Origin of the sequence: Allocatenococcus thiocycli, assembly GCF_921292965.1 — a bacterium.
GTDB lineage: Bacteria > Pseudomonadota > Gammaproteobacteria > Enterobacterales > Vibrionaceae > Vibrio > Vibrio natriegens.
Genome location: NZ_CAKLCK010000008.1, coordinates 124,377 through 142,018, shown reverse-complemented (window position 1 = coordinate 142,018; position 17,642 = coordinate 124,377). Strand labels below are relative to the sequence as shown.

The window sequence follows — 17,642 nt, the reverse complement described above, 5'->3', positions numbered from 1 at the left end:
CTACTGCTCCTGTTAGTCGCCATTGTTTGGGGGACAAGTTATGGCTTAACAAAAAGTGCCATTACCTATACAACGGTGTCCATTTTTATTGCGATTCGCTTTGGGTGGACGTTTTTACTGCTACTCCCAATGATGGTCAGGGACTTTATTCATGGCAAAAACAGAGATTGGCCAGTCGCCCTACCGACTGGTGCCATCCTTGCGGCGATCTTCTTCTTTGAAGTTTATGGAGTTAGTCAGACAACCGCTTCTAACGCAGCATTTCTTATCAGCCTGAATGTCATATTTACCCTGCTTCTAGAAACCTTAATAGGAAGAAGAAAACCAAATCGAACACTGATGTGGCTGTGCTTATTCAGTACAGTAGGTGTACTCATGTTAACCAATAACCACGGTTTCAAAATTACATTCAATCAAGGGGATATCTATATTCTGTGTGCGGCGGCATTGAGGGCAGTTATGGTCATCATGACAAAGAAACTGACTCATGGAAAACAGATAACCAATACCACTCTAACGTGTATTCAGTCATTCATTGTGGCATTTAATGCCTGCTTAATCAGTATTGTGTCTCATGAGCCCACCACTCAAACCCTCCTCCCACAGGCTCCGGAATTTTGGCTTACGACTTCTTTTCTGGTTCTGTTTTGTACATTGTTTGCCTTCTATGCACAAAATTATGCGGTACGGAAAATATCTCCGACCAAAGCGTCACTGCTTATGGGAAGTGAGCCTCTGTTTGGCGCTGTTTTCTCCCTACTATGGCTGAATGAAGTGTTAACCAGCGTTCAATGGTTAGGCGCAGCGATCCTCCTTATTACGGTACTGAGCGCTTCGCTGAGTAAACTAGGCTCGGAGCATTAGGTCACAGGGTTCGTATCAACTAAAGTGACGAATGTTTGGAAGCCATCATTTAAAATTAAGTGGATGTTAAGAGAAAGGGTATTCCATATGGCCTAAATAAGCTCTAAAAATAACTATGTAAAATACCCTTTAATCTGCATATGTTGTTGAGGATTTTAGTCACTCCGATTATCAAGCTTAGTTTTGATATTCAGATAGGTTTTGGAAAGAGTACATCAAATCCTTTTCCAGTTCCCATTGTGATTGATAACCATAATGCCTCCAGAGAAAATCTCGAGGAATACGATATCCGTATACCATTTCTTTTATCCATAATTTGCGGTTGGCCGCAATCATTTTTTTAATTTTGTTTGAAATTACCATAATGAAGTACCCTTACGTTGATTGGATAACGACATTTTAGTAGTCAGAGATTTTTAGTAGGAGTGCGATTCGTTCAACTATAAGTACTTTCCGCTTAGATTTTGTTATTGTTCTTGAAGTAAGTGATTAATAAATATTTTTTGAATATATTATGAAACGTAAATTAGAGCGTGTTCCACAGCGAATAGGTGCTTCTTGGCGCTACTTAAAAATTGTCGAACCTCAAAAGAGTTACGACTGGCATTGCCATGAGGAATATGAAATTGCGATTCACCGCAATTTTTTAGGTAGTTGTTTTGTAGGAAATTATAATAGTGCAATACAGAATAACCACACGATTCTTATCGGCCCTGGGTTACCTCACGCCATCTATTCAGACTCAGTGATTAACGATGGTCAGTGTGAAACTCATGTTATTTGGTTTCAAAAATCCTGGATAGAACAACTGATTCACCATTGCCAAGAGTTAACCCCACTAAAAGAGATTCTGGAAAAAGCTGACCAAGGTTTACAGTTTTCCGCGCAAACTGGAGACAAAGTTGTCAAATTGCTTTCGAATGTACTCGAACTTCCTCCCCCAAACCGACTTGCAATTTTAATTGAAATTTTTTGCCTATTAATCGCGGATAATAATGCCGTGCGATTAATAAACCCTATCATCAATGCAACAAACGATGAGAAAAACGAGTCGATGATAAGATTGGAAGAGCAGAAGCTTACTTATTAACTCATTTTAACGAGAATATTTCACTTCAAGATCTGACCAACCATTTATTTTTAAGCGAAAGCAGTGTGCGAAGACTGTTTGCACAACACTTTAATGAAAGCTTTAGCCAAAGATTAAAAAAAATTCGCTTAAATATAGCTTGTGATATGCTCGCTTACACCGACTATCCAATCCGAGTAATATTAGAAAAAGTAGGATACATCAATCAAGCGAACTTCAATCGTCAGTTTAAAAACTATAAAAACGTTACGCCAAAAGAATATCGATTAGCTATGAAACACTATCAAAAATCCAGTAAATAATATTTAAAGACATTATTTATAGCTTTTGTGGTTATAATTAGCGGCTTAACCTGACTAACCAGCGAAACAACTTAAACTGACTAGGTAGGTAAAACATATACTCGGGATGCCATTGCACACCTCGGATAGGCTGGGAATGCGTGCTTTCGATCGCTTGAATAAAACCATCCAGATCTCGCCCCGCAACACGTAAGCCATCCCCAACATCTTTTACAGCTTGGTGGTGCAGGCTATTTACCCTCAACTTAGGCTTGCCGCACAAAGAAAACAGATCTGACTCTCTATCGACGAACACTTGCTTAGTAGGTAGCAAACCCGGACGATTATAGGTCCGCTTACGTAGCGTCGAGATATCCGCATACAGGTTGCCACCATGTACAGCATTCACCAGTTGTGCGCCGCGACATATCCCCAAAATGGGAACCTGATTTTCTAGCGCCCATTTTATCCACTCTATCTCTAGCTTATCGCGCTCAGGATCAAATTCATCCCGCTCACTGGCTTCGCCACCATAGTGTTCAGGGTCAATGTCATCACCGCCGCCAATGATCAGACCATCGAGTGGTTTTCCTGACCTCTGGTGCTTAACGCTGATTCTCTCAGGTTTTGCGCCTGCTAGTATGAGCGCGAGTTTTGTACACCACCACGATGGAGACCAACTACGATGGTTACCTGTTACCCCAATTCTCGGCTTTTTATCCACTGACTGACTTCCTTAACCCAATCACTACGTTTTACACCGATAAGCGGCAGAGACATTTCTTTAAAACGACGAGATAAAAAGTCCAGTGCCTTCGTATCAGCAGCTAAAGCCTCGACCAGATACCATATATTCCAGGACGTCGCGAAGCTCCAATTTGTATTTTCAATCAAACAATCGGGTAAGCGGTAATGAAACGTAGGCCTTTGATTTACTTTGCTATCCTTCACGGCATTATTGACTTTTTCTTCATCAATATAGGCAAATAGCGGAAGCATATCTAATGCACGGTTTCGGCTCGGATTATGAAGAAGATAATCATCGATCAACGCATCCATATCCGTATAGGTCTTGTCGAGAAGCAGTTCAACATAATCTTCAGAATATAGCTGGATGTAAGGGCTGATTTTTCGAGCTAAATTAACGTCGTGCGCTTCATTTAGCCACCATTGAAGTAACCCAAATGCTTGCAAATAGGAGTGGACCGTCTGAACATCTAGCGATGGTAGTTCTGGGTTAATATGGACGCCAAAAGCCGCAACAACTGAATCATCGGTTCCTTTAGCACCAGCATCACGCAATGCTGGAATAAGCGCATCCAATTTTTCCAGCTCATCAAGTGGGAATGGAGGAGATACGATTTCCAATGGAACCACGGATAACGCCAGTTGATGTAAAAAATCCACCCACTCGTGTCCATCATCTTTGACTTTCGCCTCCAGCGCCGTGTTTTTAAGAAACTCCCAGTCTAATTCAACTTTAAACTTACCGTATTCAGGCGTATGTAAAACGTATTCTACCGCGGACTTTTGCTCTAGCTCACCACCAAAAACCTTTTGCAGTATTTGGGTGGCGTCCCCTATGGTTAAACCAGTAAATTCGATCTCAAACCCAACACGGCGAACTTCTTTTGCTTCTGTCGTCGTTAAAGGCGGAGTTTTAAATGCCATAATTGTCTCCACTTATGATGATTACAGATTCGAAAATCGTTTATTTAACACTACTATTCGTAACATAAAATGCCACTGCAAAAAACCTTAGATCTTTTTTCACCTAGAACAATCAAACAGAATGGCAAGGCTTCTTACCTTTCTACTCCTTCGTTTAACCAACTGAAATTAAGTTATTTTTCTGCTAGACAGTGACAGCGCTGACATTACCCTACTCTTGGATCCTGTGCATATCATTTAACATTTTTATGTCTTTGTCTGATATGTGAGGCCAGCATCCCAAACTGATTGATGGTGCCAATCGGCAAGCCAATAATTCAGGAGTATTCTTCGTAAGTCACATATGAACCGAGTGGAAGTATATTGTCCATTAACATGGTGATACTCTTAATTAATGTCTATTTTATTCGGCTTACTCTTTCTTTGAGTTGCGATTAAGAGCTTCTGTCTCACAAACGGACAGACTGTGCCAACTGGAGAAATTCCATATGCACAACGCATGTTCAACTCATGGGGTTTAGAAGCCAGCAACACCATTGAGCTCGAACCGAATGAGGGCCGTTTTATTGTAAATAAAAACAGAACGATGCAGTGATTGGCCGCATAGCGCTGACATTAAGAAAAATAATTATTAATTGGTTGTCTAGGAGAAAAACTTATGGATAAAGATGCTGCATTAAACCTCATTGTTATCTTCTTACCTATATTTATAATCATCCTTAGCATCATACGAGGTAAAAAGAACAAAAAAGCTTACGAAGACAAACTCGCAGATTTTAATCAACAACTCGAGTATGTACATGGAAAAGTTGCCCGCCTTGAAAAAGAGCGAAGAGACTTGAGAACAAAGTATGGCCCTATTTTAGATATAGAAGAACATGCCGTGAAATTGCTAGATGAAGCAGTGAAAGACGCTAAATCTAGACGTGATGAAGCAGACCAATACGCTGCATCTAAAAGCGCTCAATCTGCAAAGTTGCTAGCTGAGGCTAAGTCTGACGCTTATGTAATTGGCCAAGAAGTGAAAACTCTCAGATCAGAAGCTATTCAGCGAGTGAGAGATTCAAAAGATAAAGCCGAAGCAATTAAAAATGAAGCTCGAGAAGAGGCTGAAAAAGTTATCAGCTTTGCGGAAGCCCAAGCTAAGGAAATAGCAGGCGATGCATACCAAGCAAAAGCAAGAGCTGACTCGTATGACAAAGCTATTCGAGCAATGCGAAACACCATTGAAGGCTACAAGGATGATTATATTATCCCGAATCACTCTGTGTTAGACGACTTAGCTGATGAGTTTGGCCATAAAGAAGCAGGTGAAGAACTCAAAGCAGCTAGGAAGCGAGTTCGACATATTATCAAGGATGGTTATGCTGGCGCATGTGATTATGCAGAAATCCATCGCAGAACCTATGCCATTCACTTTGCTGTCGATGCCTTTAACGGCAAGGTCGATAGCGCACTGTCAAAAGTTAAGCACGATAATTACGGTAAAATTAAGCAAGAGATCATTGATGCCTTTGCACTTGTTAACCATAACGGTGCCCCTTTCAGAAATGCACGCATAAACCAAGAATACCTGGATGCGAGACTCACTGAGCTAAAATGGGCAGTAGCCACTTTTGAGCTCAAGAAAATTGAAAGAGAAGAGCAAGCAGAAATCAAAGCACAAATACGAGAAGAGGAACGAGCAATTAGAGAGATGGAAAAAGCTCGTAAAGAAGCAGAGAAAGAAGAACGTATGCTTCAAAAAGCTCTCGAAAAAGCTCGCTCTGAACTTGCTGCTGCTAATGACGAGCAAAGAGCTCAATATGAAGCACAGCTTGCGGAGCTCGAAGTTAAACTTCAAGAAGCAGAAGAAAAGGGGCAACGCGCCCTTTCTATGGCTCAACAAACTCGCAGAGGTCACGTTTACGTTATTAGTAACATCGGCAGCTTTGGCGAGGAGGTCTTTAAGATTGGCATGACCCGCAGATTAGAGCCATTGGATCGAGTCAAAGAGTTAGGAGACGCTTCCGTTCCGTTCTCATTTGATGTTCATGCGATGATTTACAGTGAAGACGCCCCAGCCCTAGAAAAAGAACTTCACAGAAGATTTGATTTGGATTCAGTTAACAAAGTTAACCCACGCAAAGAGTTCTTTAGAACTTCAGTAGCGGAAATTAAACAAGCTGTTGAACACCATGGGGTTACGGATGTTCATTGGACTCTTAAAGCAGAGGCAGCTGAGTACCGAGAAAGTCTTGCTATCGCTAAAGAACAACAAGCAGCAGCTGTAGCGTAGTAAAGTAGCGTATATCATTATGAAATTAACAAATCATATTAATAAAATTGCATTTAGTGATGGAAACCAGTACTCAGCCACATGGGATCTTACCTCTGTAAAGCAAATAAATTTTTTTATTGGCCCCAATAATTCAGGTAAAAGCCGACTATTAAGAGAGATTTATATAAAAGGTAAGAAAGAGCTGATATTCGATACAAACTTAATACCTGTAAAAGAGTTTCTAGCGTATGCAAAAACATTTGACGCAGAAAAGCAACTATCTTTTCAACGACATTTTAGATTTAGGGTTAGTGATTTTATTTCGAATATTGAAAAAATAGTAAAAGATGATAAAGCAGTGGGAGTATGCCAGTTAACTGATACTATTCTTACAATGATGAAATTATCTGTTCGAAATTATGATGCTCTAACTAAGCAATATTTAATTGACCCTGTACTGAAACCCAACCAATAGAAAGAAAAAGTATTGAAGGAAATATCTGAACTCGCACCTTGGGACTCGATATATATTCCTACCCTAAGAAGCCTAAGGCATATAGATAATGAAGATTTATTTCATAAAAGAACATCATCTGATTATTTTCCAAAGGTAAACTTAGGTGCGCAAATTTTCACAGGGCACACATTGTATAAAGACGTTAAATCTCACCTTTTAGGTACTTTCGCTCAAAGACAACAAATCCGTAACTACGAACTATACCTCTCCGAAAATTTCTTTTTTGGTCAAGATATATCACTAGTACCAAGAATCGATACTGATGTTCTCTACTTCAAAGAGGGAGAAAAAGAAGAGCGTCCTATATATGACTTAGGCGATGGTATTCAGTCAATAATAATGCTGACTTATCCTGTTTTTATGGCCACCAAACCTACAATGTTTTTTATCGAAGAGCCAGAGCTTTACTTACATGCTGGTTTACAAAGAACTCTTGTAGAAACTTATGCAAATGTTAAACATTCTGAGCATATGTTCTACATTACCACACACTCCAATCACTTTTTAGATATCGCACAAGAACGAGATGATGTTTCAATTCAACAAGTTCGCCAGAATGAAGAAGGTAGAACGGAAGTCATTCCCGCAGCAGAGTTTGAAGAACTCCTTACTGAGCTAGGTGTTCGCGCATCATCTGTTCTCCTAGCAAACTGCTCTATTTGGGTAGAAGGAATTACCGACAAGTTATACGTCCGTACCTGCCTCAACAAGTATATAGAAGAACTTCGGGAGAAAGGTCACGCCTCGAAAGCAAATCAACTTTCTAGCTATCACGAGAATTTGCATTTTGTATTTACAGAGTATCAGGGCAGTAATATTACACACTGGTATTTTGGTGACTCAAGTTCCAACGATAAAACCAGCGCAACACCTGCAAAAAACTGAACAATAATATATTGCTAATCGCCGATGCTGACATAGATAGTAAAGGTGACCGTGTAGAGAAATTAAAACAGGATCTTGGTAACTCATTTATTCTTTTAGATTGGAAAGAAATCGAAAACTATTTACCTCAAGAAATAATAGTCAAAACTGCCGAAGCTCGTTGGAACGCTTTTAATGGAAATAAAGAGTGTCAATTCAACTCTTCTAACATTACTCGGGTAGGATTATTTGAAAAGAAAGATGAAGGTATAAGTAGAACTTTAGAACGTTATGTGAAAAAGCCAAATGAAGTTGTCAGCGCCGATGTAAAAATGACCCACTAACGCCGATTTAAAATTGACCCACCTGAGTCAAACTATCCGTTCGTAACATGGACAAAGCGGCGGATTATGATCAATCAGGAGCAACTAGTGGAAATACACGTTTTACATCAGCAAGGGTGCAGCATCCGCCGTATCGCAAAGGAGCTGGGGATCTCAAGGAATACCGTTCGTACTTATCTGCGAGATAGAAGCAAAGCACCCGTGTACCCCGAGCGTCAATCCCGACCAACTAAACTTCAGCCCTACCATGACTACTTGTGTACGCGGATTGAAGCCGCAAAGCCTTATTGGATACCCGCAACCGTCTTACTACGTGAGTTAAAATCACTTGGTTATGAAGGCGGTATAACGATGCTTAAGGAGTACATCAAACAGTACAAACCAAGTACGCCTGTCGACCCTGTCGTTCGGTTCGAGACATTGCCAGGTGAGCAGATGCAAGTGGACTTTACGACCATCACCCATTACGGAGTCCGTGTTAAAGCCTTCGTGGCAACGCTTGGTTATAGCAGAGCGACGTTCGTTCGCTTTAGTGAACGAGAGCGCCAAGAAGACTGGATAGAAGGTCTTGAAGAAGCGTTTGAATACTTCGGTGGCGTCCCCAAAGAAGTTCTGTTCGATAATGCGAAAGCCATCATGATAGAGCGTGATGCATACGGTGAAGGTGAGCACCGCTGGAACCCTGCACTGCTCACCGCAGCCAAGAAGTACAATTTTAAACCGAGAGCCTGTCGTCCATATCGCGCAAAGACCAAAGGAAAAGTGGAGCGATTTAACTCCTACTTGAAGAATAGTTTCGTCACTCCTCTTGCGGCGACACTCAAGCAACACGGACTTAAAATCACCGTCGATGTTCTTAATGGACATATCGGCGCATGGCTAGAAACCGTCGCTCACCAACGAACTCATGGTACGACAGGTGCAAAGCCTCAGGTTCTCTTAGATGAAGAGCGCTTTACACTTCAGTCGCTACCATCGCCGACACGCCCAGTCACACCACTAACAATAAGCGATAGTGTGATGCCACTTGAGAGCTTCCAGCACCCACTCTCGACGTATGATGCGTTGTTGGAGGTACGACCATGAACCTTCAAATGAGTCGTATCGAGGCTGCCTGTGCAACGCTGAAGTTACAAGCTATCGGTCAGGAGTGGCCGAGACTGGCAGAAGCAGCCAACAGTCGTGAACTGAGTCTAGCCGATTACTTAGAGTCACTTCTGAACGCTGAACTGGAAGCGCGAGCAGAACGCACAAGAGCCACACTGACTAAGTTCGCCAGCTTCCCAATGGAAAAAACGTTCGATGACTATGACTTCAAGTTCGCAACGGGTGCCCCAAGAAAACAGCTCAAGGAGTTAACAGGGTTAGCCTTCATTGAGCGAAAGGAAAACGTGGTATTACTCGGCCCAAGTGGCGTTGGTAAGAGCCACCTTGCAGTGAGCCTTGGCCAAATAGCGGTTCAAAAGGGCCTAAAGACACGGTTCATCACCGCAGCAGACTTGATGCTTCAGCTATCTACAGCAAAAGCTCAGGGTAAGCTTGAAAGCTACTTGAGACGAAGTGTACTCGCACCTAAGCTACTTATCGTCGATGAAATCGGCTACTTACCGTTCGGCAGAGAAGAGGCCAACTTGTTCTTTAACGTCATCGCCAAACGTTATGAGCAAGGCAGCATTATCGTGACCAGTAATTTGCCGTTCTCTCAATGGTCAAATGCGTTCGCCGATGATACAACGTTGACGGCGGCATTACTCGATAGACTTCTTCATCACTCGCACATTGTACAAATCAGCGGTGAAAGCTATCGATTAAGAGGAAAGAAAGCGGCTGGAACCATACCAGCGGTTCTAGAAAGTCTATCTGAAGGCAAAAGTTAATTGTATGGGTGGGTCAATTTTACTTCGGCGATAACGTCGATAAGTGGGTCAATTTTAAACTGGCGTTGACAAAGTTAAGCGCAACTTCTATTCCGACGATTCAGGAACGATTAAAGATAAAGTTAAATTCTGTCATACAGCCATCGAGATTATGAATTCTAAAGATACAGACTGGAAATTAACTCCGGAGTTAACTGAATTGTGTGAACGAATTTGGGCTCATGTAATTGATAGCAACAAGTAACGCCTTCTTACATTAAAATAGCCCCTAAACATAGGCTTATTTAGCCAAACGGAGTTTCGGCTAACAAGCAAAAAAAGAGCCGCTAAATGCGGCTCTTAATTATTCGATTTTTCCGATATTCAGTCGATTTACTCTTTACCGAATACGTTGTTCTCTTGTTCTTGTACGCGGATGAACGTCGTGCGCTTCGTTAGCTCTTTAAGCTTTGCGGCACCTACGTATGTACAGGTTGAACGCACGCCACCAAGGATGTCTTGGATAGTGCCGTGAACGCTGCCACGGTATGGCAATAGTACGGTTTTACCTTCAGCTGCACGGTACTTAGCCACACCACCTGAGTGCTTTTCCATAGCCGACTGAGAAGACATGCCGTATAATTTCATACAAAATATATCAAACACTTTAAAATCAATACATTAACTCACCAAAACTGTTTATATAAACAGTATATATCTATCGAAATAACCGACTAAAACCGACCTAAAATGACAAGTGCCGCCACAAATGCCGCCATTTTATTTGAATGAAGTTTGCTTTGTTAAATATTGATGTGAGGGAGTAACTGAGTCTCAAACCAAGTAATGTAGCATACTACAACCACAGGGATCTCATCGCTAAGCTTCCATTTCTAAATCAAAGCTGTCCTAAAGATTTCTAGGTTCTTTTGGACAATCACTTTGACTCAATGAATTGACCTACGTTTTCAAATCAGTGTAGCGGTTAGTTAAGTTAGGTCTTGATCTAAAACCAAACTTCGCAATCACAGACCTTTTTTTCGTGTAATTACATATAATAAATTACTATTTCGCTTACCACTTTCTCTACACAAGACTCCTTATAAAGGGTCGGCTGAAGATATGATTTTGACTTCGTTCCATCGGAGAGAACTATATATCTGCAGAAAGTGAGGCTTTGGAACTATAGAAAGTATGGAAAGCAGTTCTTAGCTCGCTAGTACTCCAGAACTTCCATTACCACGAGGCAATATAAATCATGAGGCATTACAAAAAGCCTTATGTAACACCTGACCTTAATAAAAGAATCCCCGAATAAACTCGGGGATTCTTATCTTGAAAGTTAGAGAATAAAGCTAACGTCAGCAGACATTAGAACTCATACTTGGCGGTTAGAGAGAAGTTACGCTTCGCTTCAGTTCGATCTTTATCTTCCGCAGACAAACCGCGAACATCGTTCCAGTTGTAGTATTCTTCATCGGTCACGTTGAAGACACCCGCACGTAGAGTCAGGTCCTTAATTGGCTTGTAGTAAGCGGTAATATCAACCACGGTTGCAGCATCAATTGGTTGGTAATCACCGTCGATATCACTCTCTGATTTTTTCGCAGTGTAGCTTAGGTTAACCGTCGTACCCCACTGGTTGACAGAATCATAGCTTAATCCAACAACTGTATTCCAAGGGCTTACGCTGTTGAGAGGGTTACCGTCGCCATCTTCGCCTTCTGTGTACGCTGCTGAGATGCGTGAGCTAAAGCCTTCCACAGGCATGAACTCATCCCAAGATAGTTGGTTTGCAAGCTCAACACCTTTGATAGTGGCTTTGTTAATGTTGATCGACTGATAAACCGCATCACCAGTCATGAAGCTACCAGAAACCAACTGGTTATCAATAAAGTTATCGTAGTCACTGTAGAAGAGTGAGATTTCATTGCTGACTAAGTCTGTGTTGTAACGCCAGCCACCTTCATAAGAAATACTTTCTTCCGCTTCTAGATCTGGATTTGGTTTGTTCACATAACCGTACATCGGGTTACCGTAAGAGTAATAGAGCTCTAGGAAATCTGGTGCTCGGAAGCCTTGGCTTATTTGAACAAATAAGCGGTTCTCCTCGTTGAGCTTATAAACGGTACCTAATCGTCCAGTTACAGCAGAATCAGAGTAGTCTTTGTATTCACTTGCCGCATTCAAGCTTGGGTTGGCGCTGGTATCACCTGGATTGGTGTCAAATGAATCAAAGCGAACCCCTGGCGTGACAATCCAGTTGCCAAACGTGATTTCATCTTGAGCAAATAAGCCATAACGCGTTTCTTGCGCATCAGGAATGTAGAAAATAACTTGGTCACTACCAACTGAGTTAAATTCTTTGTTGGTGTTGGCAATGTCTTTGTCTGAGAAAGAAGCGCCATAAATTAAGTTATGCTCTGCGCCGCCCGTAACAAAATACTTATCGAACTGAGCGTCAAATTGAATCCCTTCGTCAGAATACAGGTAATCTTTCTTCTGAACGTTGCCATTTGAGACTCTTGTTCGATCCGTTACACCGGTTTCTTCTTTACTCATCCAATCTAGTTGCCAAGTAATTCGATCAGCGAATGACGTTTCCGCACCCCAGATATGCTTGATACCTAGTTGATATTGTTCGGTTTCATCACTACCAGATGCATTTTCATACGGAACCATGCTAGTGAGATAGTCGAGTGAAAGGTTATTTTTATTGCGAATATAGTTACCAGAGAATTCTATGCGGTGAGCAGCGTTGAGTTGATATTGTAGTTTCACCAATAGATTGTTTGCACTGCTGTCTTGCTCATCCGGTTGACCGAAGTTGTCCAACTCTTCACCATCGCGACGCGTATAAGCAACCAGAGATTCTAGATCACCCACTTTATTTGCTATCGCAACAGATTCACTGAAGGTTTTGTCCGAGGATGAATAGTTAAGCTTGGCATAACCACCAAAATCACGACCTTTTAGGATATCTGCCGGGTCTTTGGTTTCAAACGCCACAATACCTCCGATAGCGTCAGAGCCTTGTAGTGAGGAAGCTGCACCTTTGACGATTTCGACCGCTTTGATCATATCGGTATCCACATCAACACGTGATGAGTTAACAAACTCCGCACCAGAGTCAAATTGATTCGCTTGAGCAACCCCATCCACTATCACTTTAATGCGGTTTCCTTCGATTCCGCGAATATTGATGCTTTGTACACCTTGACGAGAATTGCTTTGTACATTCACACCTGGGGTATATTTGAACAGGTCATCAATGTCCTTGACCATGTTTTCTTCGATTTCTTCCTCATCAATAACCGTCACCGATGCAGCAGTATCTATCGTCTGGGTATTGAGGCGTGTTGCTGACACAACCACTTCATCAAGTGAGTAGCTAGTCTCTTCAGCGACGGCTGATGCAGATAGTAAGGTGCCAATGACGATGGCAAGAGGAGTTGGCTTAATCATTAATTTGTCCGTATCTAAATGTTAAGTATGCTCAATGGTTTTCCCGAATTTGAAGCGCAAGAATCTAAGCGGCATTCGCATGCGAGCCGCTTTGAAAGCATCAAACTTATGGATATATTGTTATCAGTTGAGCTGGTTTTGGTTGCTTTACTTTCTTAAGCGTTTGTTATTTAGCGCTTACAGTTGCTTCATGTGCTATTTTTCAGCTTTAACATGCCCTTCTGTTAAGTGCACAAAATCAAGCATGTCATCGCCCGTAATCACATAGGCTTGCCCAAACCCTTTTACATAACGGCCCGAGTCAGGCACCAAGCGGTAAAGATTGAAGTCGCCAAGCTGACTTAAATTGTCAATAATTTCGCCAAAGCGAGCTCGCAGTGCAGCAATACCCTGCTGCCAATCTTGGGTTTGCTTTTCAACCAGTTCCGCGCGCGTATCAAACGTGAGTCGTTTACGTGCGTAGATGTTTTTACATTCGCTTTCGTCCTCGATCATTAGAATCGAAACATTGCGATTGGTTTTTAAATTCTTGCCATGAGCGGCGATATCACTCACTAGGATGTAATACGCTTTGCTATCAAAAGCGAAAGGGGCATAAGTGGAGTTCGGAATACCCGCTTCATTAATGGTTGCCAACTGCAATGTTTGGCGCGAATCACGAAATTCACGAACCTCAGGCTCTAAACGCCCTTGTAGTCGTTCGCGACGAATTTCTTCTCGTTGAGCACTTTCTTGTGGCTGACTTTCTACTTTCACGCGGCAAACTCCTTTTTGATTTGCGTAAACGCTTCTATTTGATGAGGGAAAAGTTGACGTTTCTTATCTCTTCCCAAGTACACTTTAAAAACACAATCGCCAGCGGCATTAAAGAAGCCAATATAGTGACTTTCCGTACCTCGGAATGATTTGCTAACAAATGCGATATGTTCAACTAGATCCAAGCGTAAATGACCATGTAATTCACCGTCTCTGCCCATCAAGTTATAGTAACCATGTGCTTCTTTCCCTTTGGGGAACTTAGCTTTAGTTTCAAATATTGAGCCAAAAGAGTGAACAATAGTGGTAACAGGCCCCCATTCAGGAAGCTGCTCTAAAATAGCTTGGGCATGCTCGCCCGCAACGCGAGTGACCATATTTTCAGGTAACGCAAAAGTGATTGCACCTTCATTCAAATCTAGCTGTTGAGACATGCTAGAGACAGGGGTTCCAGCATCTTCTGCCAATGCGGCTGCTACTTTTTGTTTTACTTCGACTTCGGAACAAGTGGTGTACATGATGACTCCTGGTTACTTCTTAATGTTCAAGCTTCTTAATATTCAAACGCTCTTAACGACGCCTTGAATGGGATAACTTTGTTCTTCTTTGGTTTTGGATGGCAGATGGCAAGGTTTGCCAAGCTTACTGCCCAAAACTGTTCAGCTTCGGCCGTCAAAATCAACTGAATTATCGTTTGATGATACCTGAATTAAAAACCTCAATCTGACTACTGCGTATCCATCAATATCGCTCAAAACAGCGATGAATGCTCAATTGATAAAATTGCAATCAAGAAATTGTTCGATATAATAACGATCGAAAACAATAATGTAAATAACAATCAATATCATTAACAACCTCATTGCTGTAAGATTACGGTGTTGATAATTAGTGGGTATAAAATGGCAAGGCTTCGTTATCTTATCGCTGGCTTAATAACATGCTTTCTACATGGTATTGCGTTGTCGTTTACTCCACAAAAAAACACCATCAATGTTTCGACTGAAGAAGGAGTGCAATCGGTACGAATTCAGCTTATGACGATGGCTGCCGCCAAACCTGTAGCAGAACCAACAGTAGACAAGAAAGTCGTCAAAGAGCCGACGCCCGTTACTCCCCCACAGGAACAAAAGCCGAGTGCGACTGAACAAACAAAACCCTTAACGCCTGAGCCAATAGAGAACCCCGCAGTCACGCCTAAAAAAGCAAGCAATCCAGTTGTAGCGAAAAAGCCATTGCCGGAACCACCAGAGAAAACGCAGGTTGCCCAACCCAAAAAGCCAGTAAAACCAAATACACCTGAACCCAAGACCACAAAGCCTAAGGTCAAAGAAACAAGTACTGAACCAGCTAGCCTAGAAAAGCCTCAGACCGAGGCACCAGCCAAAAACAGTGCTCAAGACAGCAAACCAATGTTGGTTAAGAAGCCTAAATTTAGTGCGAAACCAACACCCGTGACTTACCCAAGAATAGCGAGAAAACGAGGCTTGCAAGGACAAGTACTTGTTGAGGTGTGGCTGGACGAAAAAGGCAATCAGGTGAAACAGGTGCTGCTCGAATCTAGCGGACATCGGGTGCTGGATCAACAAGCGCTAAGTACGATTAAAGAGTGGCGTTTTTCACAGCAAGTAGCTCAAGGGCAAGCCATTGCTCACCGTGTACAAATTCCTATTAATTTCCAACTACAGTAGTCGCTATCATGCAAACATTAACTCATATCCACAGCCAACTCGGCATCATGACATGGCCACTTATCACTATGTCATTCCTCACTGTCGTTATTTTGATAGAGCGGACGATATACATGCTACTGAACAGCCGTACGCACACGACAGCTATTCTCAAAAGCATTCACAAACTGGACTTTTCCCACCCGCAAGAGGTGGACGCCTTTATTCAAAATCAATTACAAGGTCGCCAACTGATTTTTCAGTCCATGCGTATGCTTCTTGGTCATCGTCACTTTACCAAACCTCTGCGAGAAGAAGCGGTTGGCATTTGGCTATTTAAAAAGCGTCAGCAGTTCCGCTCAGGTATTCGCTTACTGTCGATGATAGGCGTGATTAGTCCGCTGATTGGCTTACTGGGTACGGTACTTGGGTTAATGGAAATGTTTAGCGGTATGACCGATGCCACTGCAGTCATTTCTCCAGCAACCCTAGCGGATGGCCTGGGCCTTGCGATGACAACCACAGCGGCAGGTTTGATCATTGCTTTACCCGCTATCATGGGCGCTCAATTACTTGGAATGTGGGTGGAAAAGACATTAGCGAAAATTGAGTACACGCTAAATCATAGTAACCTCCATATCGAAGGCATTGTGGTTGATCCTTTCTCGGGTAAACAAGTTCTACCCACTGCCACCACAGAAGAGGTGTTGTGATGATCCAGTCGCAATCTCGTTTTCTCGACGAAGAATTCAAGCCCGATCTCACCCCGATGATCGACATCATCTTTATCGTCATGGTGTTTCTGTTACTGACCGCCAATGTCAGTGTGCAGACTCTAAACGTGGATATCCCAAAAACCGAACAAGCGAGTCAGCTTAGCTCACCTGATAAGCCAGTTATTTCTATCGGCATTTTGCATAATGAAGAAAAAAAATGGGCATTAGACGGAGAGAAGTTTCGTGACTGGGACGCTTTCACCACAGCGTTGCTCAAAACTCGCACTCGCTTTCCAGACAAACCTTTTGTTATTGCTGCAGATAAAAAAGCCGACGTGGAATCCATGCTCAACCTTTTCGCATTCATGCAAAAACATCAAATTTCAGCCACCAATATCGTTATGGAAGAACAATAATGAAAAAGCTCATTTTGGCACTTAGCCTGATTTTGTCGACCGCCACAACTCAAGCTCAACCAGAGACCTACGCCAATAATCGGATTATCAGCGCTGGTTCCAGCATTACAGAATTGCTCATCGCTTTAGGCGCAAAAGATCAGCTCGTTGCTGTAGACGTCACGAGTCGTAAATACAACCGTGATGAAGCACTTCCTCAAGTGGGTTATCACCGTCAGCTTTCTGCTGAGGGTTTGATGGCTCTGGAGCCGACCCATCTCATTGGCTCTAATGAAATGGGCCCTGAAAATACCTTAACGCTATTAAAAAGTGGCGGTATTAAAGTAGAAACCGTGCCGTCGGGCGATACGGAAAAAGATCTGTTTAGCCGTATCGACAAAATCGCCCAAATAACCGGAAATCAAGACAAGGCCAAGTCGCTCAAAGCATCGATTGATGAGCAACTAAACAACATTAAATCACGCGAATTGAGCCATTCACCAAAGGTGCTGTTTGCCATGCTGACAAAAGGCAGACCCGCCACCATAGCCGGTGACAAAACCACCATTGATGTGATCATCAATTTAGCTGGCGCGCAAAACCCAGCAAAATCGGAAATGAGCTCTTACAAACCCTTAACGCCTGAAGCTATCGTCAAAATGCAGCCTGATTTCTTATTGGTCAGCGACCGTGCCTGGGAGACGCTGGGTGGCCAGGAAGGTATTTTACAAGAATTCCCGTTGCTAGCAGCGACACCTGTGGCGGGTAAAGACAGAATTATCCCCGTTAGCAGTAGCGCAATCATAGGCGGTTTTGGCCTTGAGAGCATCGAACTCACGGACAAACTGTATGACACGTTCCTTAAATTCGAATAAGCCAGCCTTTTAATATAA

General features: G+C 42.4%; 16 protein-coding genes and 2 pseudogenes. 12 read left to right on the top strand and 6 right to left on the bottom strand.

The window, feature by feature from the left end; all coding sequences use genetic code 11:
* Together L9Q40_RS04585 and L9Q40_RS04580 are read left to right on the top strand one after the other, a co-directional pair.
* On the top strand, window positions 1–864 hold an 864-nt coding region (locus L9Q40_RS04585; RefSeq protein ID WP_498792299.1), incomplete at its 5' end, for a DMT family transporter.
* Window positions 865–1,378: 514 nt separating this feature from the next.
* A pseudogene (locus L9Q40_RS04580) lies at window positions 1,379–2,256 on the top strand (helix-turn-helix transcriptional regulator).
* 37 nt (window positions 2,257–2,293) lie between these two features.
* Here the strand turns inward: L9Q40_RS04580 and L9Q40_RS04575 are convergent.
* Window positions 2,294–2,959, bottom strand: a complete 666-nt coding sequence (locus tag L9Q40_RS04575) for a gamma-glutamyl-gamma-aminobutyrate hydrolase family protein (protein ID WP_498792297.1) — start codon at window positions 2,957–2,959, stop codon at window positions 2,294–2,296.
* Window positions 2,932–3,906 (bottom strand): amidoligase family protein, encoded by a 975-nt coding sequence (locus tag L9Q40_RS04570; RefSeq protein WP_498792295.1) that lies wholly within the window; start codon window positions 3,904–3,906, stop codon window positions 2,932–2,934. Before L9Q40_RS04570 ends, L9Q40_RS04575 begins: the two co-directional genes overlap by 28 nt.
* Window positions 3,907–4,564: 658 nt before the next feature.
* Between L9Q40_RS04570 and L9Q40_RS04565 the strand changes: the two genes are divergently transcribed.
* From L9Q40_RS04565 to istB, 6 genes are all read left to right on the top strand, one after another.
* Window positions 4,565–6,184, top strand: coding sequence for an SNIPE associated domain-containing protein (locus tag L9Q40_RS04565; protein WP_498792293.1), 1,620 nt, complete (start codon window positions 4,565–4,567; stop codon window positions 6,182–6,184).
* A 19-nt stretch (window positions 6,185–6,203) separates the two neighbouring features.
* A complete protein-coding gene (locus tag L9Q40_RS04560) occupies window positions 6,204–6,641 on the top strand; it encodes a hypothetical protein (protein WP_498792291.1) in 438 nt (145 codons plus the stop codon).
* 12 nt (window positions 6,642–6,653) lie between these two features.
* Window positions 6,654–7,568: an ATP-dependent nuclease gene (locus L9Q40_RS04555; protein WP_498792290.1), complete on the top strand. Its 915-nt coding sequence runs from the start codon at window positions 6,654–6,656 to the stop codon at window positions 7,566–7,568.
* Between the two features lie 11 nt (window positions 7,569–7,579).
* On the top strand, window positions 7,580–7,891 hold the full coding sequence (locus L9Q40_RS04550) for a hypothetical protein (RefSeq protein WP_498792289.1): 312 nt from the start codon (window positions 7,580–7,582) through the stop codon (window positions 7,889–7,891).
* Between the two features lie 66 nt (window positions 7,892–7,957).
* Window positions 7,958–8,977: an IS21 family transposase gene (istA, locus tag L9Q40_RS04545; RefSeq protein WP_050935650.1), complete on the top strand. Its 1,020-nt coding sequence runs from the start codon at window positions 7,958–7,960 to the stop codon at window positions 8,975–8,977.
* Window positions 8,974–9,768, top strand: coding sequence for an IS21-like element helper ATPase IstB (istB, locus tag L9Q40_RS04540; RefSeq protein WP_050935648.1), 795 nt, complete (start codon window positions 8,974–8,976; stop codon window positions 9,766–9,768). Before istA ends, istB begins: the two co-directional genes overlap by 4 nt.
* Window positions 9,769–10,140: 372 nt before the next feature.
* On the opposite strand, the pseudogene L9Q40_RS04535 reads toward istB, so the two are convergent.
* The 4 genes and pseudogenes from L9Q40_RS04535 to hutX form a co-directional block, all read right to left on the bottom strand.
* Window positions 10,141–10,395 (bottom strand): annotated as a pseudogene (locus tag L9Q40_RS04535) (IMP dehydrogenase); the annotation flags it as partial.
* 723 nt (window positions 10,396–11,118) lie between these two features.
* A complete protein-coding gene (locus tag L9Q40_RS04530) occupies window positions 11,119–13,212 on the bottom strand; it encodes a TonB-dependent hemoglobin/transferrin/lactoferrin family receptor (protein ID WP_498792287.1) in 2,094 nt (697 codons plus the stop codon).
* 195 nt (window positions 13,213–13,407) lie between these two features.
* Window positions 13,408–13,968, bottom strand: a complete 561-nt coding sequence (gene hutZ / locus L9Q40_RS04525) for a heme utilization protein HutZ (RefSeq protein ID WP_498792285.1) — start codon at window positions 13,966–13,968, stop codon at window positions 13,408–13,410.
* Window positions 13,965–14,486 carry a heme utilization cystosolic carrier protein HutX gene (hutX, locus tag L9Q40_RS04520; protein ID WP_498792283.1) on the bottom strand — a complete coding sequence of 174 codons (522 nt, stop codon included), beginning with the start codon at window positions 14,484–14,486 and terminating at the stop codon, window positions 13,965–13,967. Before hutX ends, hutZ begins: the two co-directional genes overlap by 4 nt.
* 384 nt (window positions 14,487–14,870) lie before the next feature.
* Here hutX and L9Q40_RS04515 point away from each other — a divergent pair, with 384 nt between their 5' ends.
* The 4 genes from L9Q40_RS04515 to L9Q40_RS04500 are packed head-to-tail and all read left to right on the top strand — an operon-like array spanning window position 14,871 to window position 17,624.
* On the top strand, window positions 14,871–15,659 hold the full coding sequence (locus L9Q40_RS04515; RefSeq protein WP_498792281.1) for an energy transducer TonB: 789 nt from the start codon (window positions 14,871–14,873) through the stop codon (window positions 15,657–15,659).
* Between the two features lie 8 nt (window positions 15,660–15,667).
* The gene (locus L9Q40_RS04510) at window positions 15,668–16,351 is read left to right on the top strand and encodes a MotA/TolQ/ExbB proton channel family protein (protein ID WP_319553434.1); all 684 of its coding nucleotides are present in this window, start codon (window positions 15,668–15,670) and stop codon (window positions 16,349–16,351) included.
* Window positions 16,351–16,770 carry an ExbD/TolR family protein gene (locus tag L9Q40_RS04505; RefSeq protein ID WP_420659325.1) on the top strand — a complete coding sequence of 140 codons (420 nt, stop codon included), beginning with the start codon at window positions 16,351–16,353 and terminating at the stop codon, window positions 16,768–16,770. The genes L9Q40_RS04510 and L9Q40_RS04505 overlap by 1 nt, the downstream gene beginning before the upstream one ends.
* Window positions 16,770–17,624, top strand: coding sequence for a heme/hemin ABC transporter substrate-binding protein (locus L9Q40_RS04500; protein WP_498792278.1), 855 nt, complete (start codon window positions 16,770–16,772; stop codon window positions 17,622–17,624). Before L9Q40_RS04505 ends, L9Q40_RS04500 begins: the two co-directional genes overlap by 1 nt.
* The last annotated feature ends 18 nt before the right edge of the window (window positions 17,625–17,642 follow it).